4 protein-coding genes are annotated in these 4,600 nt (G+C 69.4%); all 4 read left to right on the top strand.

Annotated elements, in window-relative coordinates; all coding sequences use genetic code 11:
- The coding region (locus tag HGBR_RS17920) for a hypothetical protein (protein ID WP_019159727.1) at positions 1-559 on the top strand (559 nt) is incomplete at its 5' end.
- 222 nt (positions 560-781) lie between these two features.
- The gene (gene leuA, locus HGBR_RS12720; RefSeq protein WP_019159726.1) at positions 782-2,542 is read left to right on the top strand and encodes a 2-isopropylmalate synthase; all 1,761 of its coding nucleotides are present in this window, start codon (positions 782-784) and stop codon (positions 2,540-2,542) included.
- A gap of 121 nt (positions 2,543-2,663) precedes the next feature.
- Positions 2,664-3,392 carry a DNA repair protein RecO gene (recO, locus tag HGBR_RS12715; protein WP_019159725.1) on the top strand — a complete coding sequence of 243 codons (729 nt, stop codon included), beginning with the start codon at positions 2,664-2,666 and terminating at the stop codon, positions 3,390-3,392.
- Positions 3,389-4,165, top strand: a complete 777-nt coding sequence (locus HGBR_RS12710) for an isoprenyl transferase (protein WP_019159724.1) — start codon at positions 3,389-3,391, stop codon at positions 4,163-4,165. The genes recO and HGBR_RS12710 overlap by 4 nt, the downstream gene beginning before the upstream one ends.
- Positions 4,166-4,600: the final 435 nt, after the last annotated feature.

Genomic DNA, 4,600 nt, shown 5'->3' with positions numbered 1-4,600 from the left:
GCGGAAGCGCGGTCTGCCGGTCCTGGCGATCGTGTTCGTCGTCCTCTCCGCGCTCGTCGTGCTGGGGATCGGCGGCTGGATCCTCGTCGACGCGCTGGGGCGCACGGGGGAGCAGGCGCAGCAGCCGGCACCCCCTCCGCCGCCGGCCACGTCCACGACGGATCCCGGCGGCCTCGTCGACGAGGGGGAGAACCCCACCGCGGACGCGGGGGAGGACGTCGAGACCTTCACGACGCCGTCCGGGAACATCGGGTGCACGATCGACGCCGAGCGTGCCCGCTGCGTCATCAAGACCTTCGACTACGACCCGCCGGAGCCGCCGGACGGCTGCGCGATGGACGAGTGGGGCTCGATCGTCGTCGCGAACAGCGAGGGCGCGGGCTTCTCGTGCTCTCCCGCGCAGTTCCCCACGGACGGGCAGGCGCTGGACTACGGCCAGACCGTGAGCGCGCACGGCATGACGTGCGAGTCCTCGGAGTCCGGCGTCACGTGCCGATCGGAGGAGACCGATTCCTCCTTCAGCGTCGCCCGCGCGTCGGCCGACTTCACGCAGAGATGACGGCACGAGCAGCCGCGCTGCGCTCCCCGGCGTCCATCATGCGGACATCCGACTGGGAGTCAGGCCGCGTAGGGGAATAGGGTGACGGTCATGACACGGAGCCTCCTCCTCCTTAGCCGCCGCGACGGGGCCTGACGCACACGGGCCGCATCCTCGTCGCGGTGGTCGTCGCGCTTGTCGGTCCCCTCATACGCACCACACGCACGCACAGGAGAAGCAGCGATGTCGAATCTGCAGAAGCCCAGCCCCATGCCGTTCCACAAGTACCGGTCCTTCTACGACCGGATCCAGCTGGACATGCGCGATCGGACGTGGCCGGACCAGCGCCTCACGAAGGCACCCCGCTGGCTCAGCACGGATCTGCGCGACGGCAACCAGGCGCTCATCGACCCGATGACCCCGGACCGCAAGCGCCGCATGTTCGACCTGCTCGTGAAGCTGGGCTTCAAGGAGATCGAGGTCGGCTTCCCCGCGGCCAGCCAGCCGGACTTCGACTTCGTCCGCCAGATCATCGAGGAGGACGCGATCCCCGATGACGTCCGCATCAGCGTCCTGACGCAGGCGCGCGAGGACCTCATCGAGCGCACGGTCGAGAGCCTGCGGGGCGCGGCGAAGTCGACCGTCCACCTCTACAACGCGACGGCCCCGGTCTTCCGCAAGGTCGTCTTCGGATTCGACGGCGAGGGCTTCGACGAGACCCGCGACATCGCGCTGCGCGGCACGCAGGCGGTCATGAAGCACGCGGAGTCGATGCTGGGCGACGCGGACTTCGGGTACCAGTACTCGCCGGAGATCTTCGTCGACACGGAGCCGGACTTCGCCGTCGACATCGTGGGCTCCGTGCTGGACGTGTGGCAGCCCGCCGCCGGCCGCGAGACGGTCGTGAACCTGCCGGCCACCGTGGAGCGCGGCACCCCCAACGCGTACGCGGACCAGATCGAGTGGTTCATCCGCCAGATGCCCTACCGCGAGGACGTCGCCGTCAGCCTGCACCCGCACAACGACCGCGGCACCGGCGTCGCCGCGGCGGAGCTGGGCCTCATGGCCGGTGCCGACCGCGTCGAGGGCTGCCTGTTCGGCAACGGCGAGCGCACCGGCAACCTGGACCTCGTGACGGTCGCGATGAACCTGTACAGCCAGGGCGTCGACCCGGAGCTGGACTTCTCCGACATCGACGAGGTCATCCACACGGTCGAGCACTGCAACCAGATCGGCGTGCACGAGCGCCACCCGTACGGCGGCGACCTGGTCTTCACGTCGTTCTCCGGTTCGCACCAGGACGCGATCAACAAGGCGTTCGCGCAGCGGGAGGCAAAGGCGTTCGAGGCGGGCGTGCCCGTGGACCAGATGGAGTGGGACATGCCGTACCTGCCGGTCGATCCCAAGGATCTGGGCCGCACGTACGAAGCGGTCATCCGCGTGAACTCGCAGTCCGGCAAGGGCGGCGTCAGCTACCTCATCAAGAGCGAGTACGGCCTGGACCTGCCGCGCCGCATGCAGGTCGAGTTCTCGAAGGTCGTCCAGTCGCGGACGGAGTCCGGCGGCGAGGTGAGCGCCCGCGAGATCTGGGGCATCTTCGAGGACGAGTACCTGCCGACCTCTGCGGAGGAGGACGGCTGGGGCCGCTTCGAGCTGGTGAGCCTGCGCACGGAGTCCGTCGAGGATGCGGACGAAGGCTCCGGTCGCCTGGCGGAGCGGATCGAGGCGTTCCTGCGCGTCGACGGCCAGGAGCGGGTGTACGAGGGCCGCGGCAACGGCCCCGTCGACGCACTCGTGACGATCCTGAACGACAACTTCGAAGCCGACATCCGCCTGCAGGACTACAGTGAGCACGCCGTGGGCTCCGGGGCGGACACGAAGGCCGCCGCCTACGTCGAGCTGGCGGTGGGCGACCGCGTCCTCTGGGGGGCGGGCCTGCACCCCAACATCACGAAGGCGACGCTCAAGGCGATCATCTCCGCCGTCAACCGCGCCGCCCGCTGAGTCCGGCACGACACCGCCGCCGAGGCCGTGGTCACCCTCCGCACGGAGGGTGACCACGGCCTCGGCGGTCTTAGAGGTGCGCCTCCGGGATTCCCGCAGGTGCAGGTGAGATGATCGTGCGGTGAGGAACTACCGTGACGAGGCGCTCGTGCTGGGCGGCCACAGGCTGGGAGAGGCGGACCGCATCGTCGTGCTGCTGACCCGCGAGCACGGCCTGGTGCGGGCGGTCGCGAAGGGGATCCGGCGGACGAAGTCGCGGATCGGCTCCCGGCTGGAGCCGTTCATGTTCGTCGACCTGCAGGCGCACGTGGGCCGCTCGTTGGACGTCATCACGCAAGTGGAGCTCAAGGAACCGTTCGCCCGCGGCATCATGGCGGACTACGACGCGTACGCGGCCGCATCCGTCATGGCGGAGATCGCGCAGAAGCTCACGGAGGACGAACCGCGGACCCGGGGGCACTTCCTCCTCCTGCTGTCTGCGATCCGCTCGCTGTGCAACCGCGAGCATCCGCCGCGGCAGAGCCTGGACGCCTACCTGCTGCGGGCGATGAGTCTGGCGGGCTGGGCGCCCAGCCTCGTCGACTGCGCGCAGTGCGGGATGCCGGGTCCGCACCGCGGGTTCTCCGCGTCGCTGGGTGGGACCGTGTGCACGGACTGCCGGCCGCAGGGGACCTCGCTCACCTCGACGGCTGCGGTGCAGCACCTGGCCGCGCTGCTGGCGGGCGACTGGCAGGCGGCGGAGCGCACTCCGGATCACGCCGCGGCGGACGCCTCCCGCCTCGTCACCTCCTATGTCCACTGGCACCTGGAGCGTCGCGTGCGCTCCCTGACCGTCCTGGAGCGCACATGACCTACCCCGCCCCGCCGCCCCATCCGTCCGGCGCCCGATTCCCGGAGATCGAGCAGAAGTTCGTGCCGCGCCACGTCGCCGTCGTCATGGACGGCAACGGGCGCTGGGCGAACGAGCGGGGCCTGCCGCGCACGGAGGGGCACAAGGCGGGGGAGGCGTCCCTGCTGGACGTCATCCACGGGGCGATCGAGGCCGGTGTCGAGTACCTGAGCGCGTACGCGTTCTCGACGGAGAACTGGAAGCGGTCGCCCGCGGAGGTGCGGTTCCTCATGGGATTCAACCGCGACGTCATCCGCCGGCGGCGGGACGAGCTCCACCGGCTGGGCGTGCGGATCGTGTGGTCCGGCAGGGCAGGGAAGCTCTGGAAGTCCGTCATCAGGGAGCTCGAGGACGCGCAGGAGATGACGAAGGGCAACACGGGCCTCACTCTGCAGTTCTGCGTGAACTACGGCGGACGCACGGAGCTGGTCGATGCGATGCGCGAGATCGCGCAGGAGGCGGTCGACGGGAAGCTGAACCCCGCGAAGCTGACGTCGACGTCGATCGCGGCCCGGCTGTACAACCCGGACGTGCCGGACGTCGATTTGTTCCTGCGGTCGTCGGGGGAGCAGAGGACGTCGAACTTCCTGCTGTGGCAGTCCGCGTATGCGGAGATGGTGTTCCAGGACGTGCTGTGGCCGGACGTCGATCGCCGCACGCTGTGGGATGCGATCCTCGAGTACGCGCAGCGCGACCGCCGCTTCGGCGGAGCCGTCGACGCGGTGAGCGGTTGAGCGCAGGCGGCGACTCGATGATGCGGCGTTCCATCCGGTGGATTGTCGCGCATCGGATGAGCCAGGGTCTGTGGGCGACGCCCTGCCTGGCGTTGACTGTGGCGTCGTACGTCGTGCAGTGGGTGCAGATGTACTCGCTCGGCAGAACGAGTGTGGGTGCCACCTGCCCGGGAGGTAGGGCTCTCGGCCTCGACTGCTCTCTTCTTCGCCGCGGTCCTGTGCGCAGCGAACGCGCTCGTCGTCTTCCTCGTCCGGACGTGGCGCTTCTTCCGCTGATGCGCCGACCACGGACACGCATACGGTGGATCGGTGCCCCCGGCGGGACTTGAACCCGCGACCAAGGGATTATGAGGCTTGTGGTCATCCCAGTGCTGGAGCGAATTGCTCGGGGTGAAGTGCCACTAACGTGCCACTCACTCGGGCGCGGCTAGTTCC

Origin of the sequence: Brevibacterium senegalense, from assembly GCF_000285835.1 — a bacterium.
GTDB classification, from domain to species: domain Bacteria; phylum Actinomycetota; class Actinomycetes; order Actinomycetales; family Brevibacteriaceae; genus Brevibacterium; species Brevibacterium senegalense.
This window is presented reverse-complemented; position numbering and strand designations above follow the sequence as displayed.

What these genes read in the sequence shown, in the direction of transcription:
- leuA (WP_019159726.1), top strand. Translation starts at nt 782, where the DNA reads ATGTCGAATCTGCAGAAGCCCAGCCCCATGCCGTTCCACAAGTACCGG.
- HGBR_RS12710 (WP_019159724.1), top strand. Translation starts at nt 3,389, where the DNA reads ATGACCTACCCCGCCCCGCCGCCCCATCCGTCCGGCGCCCGATTCCCG.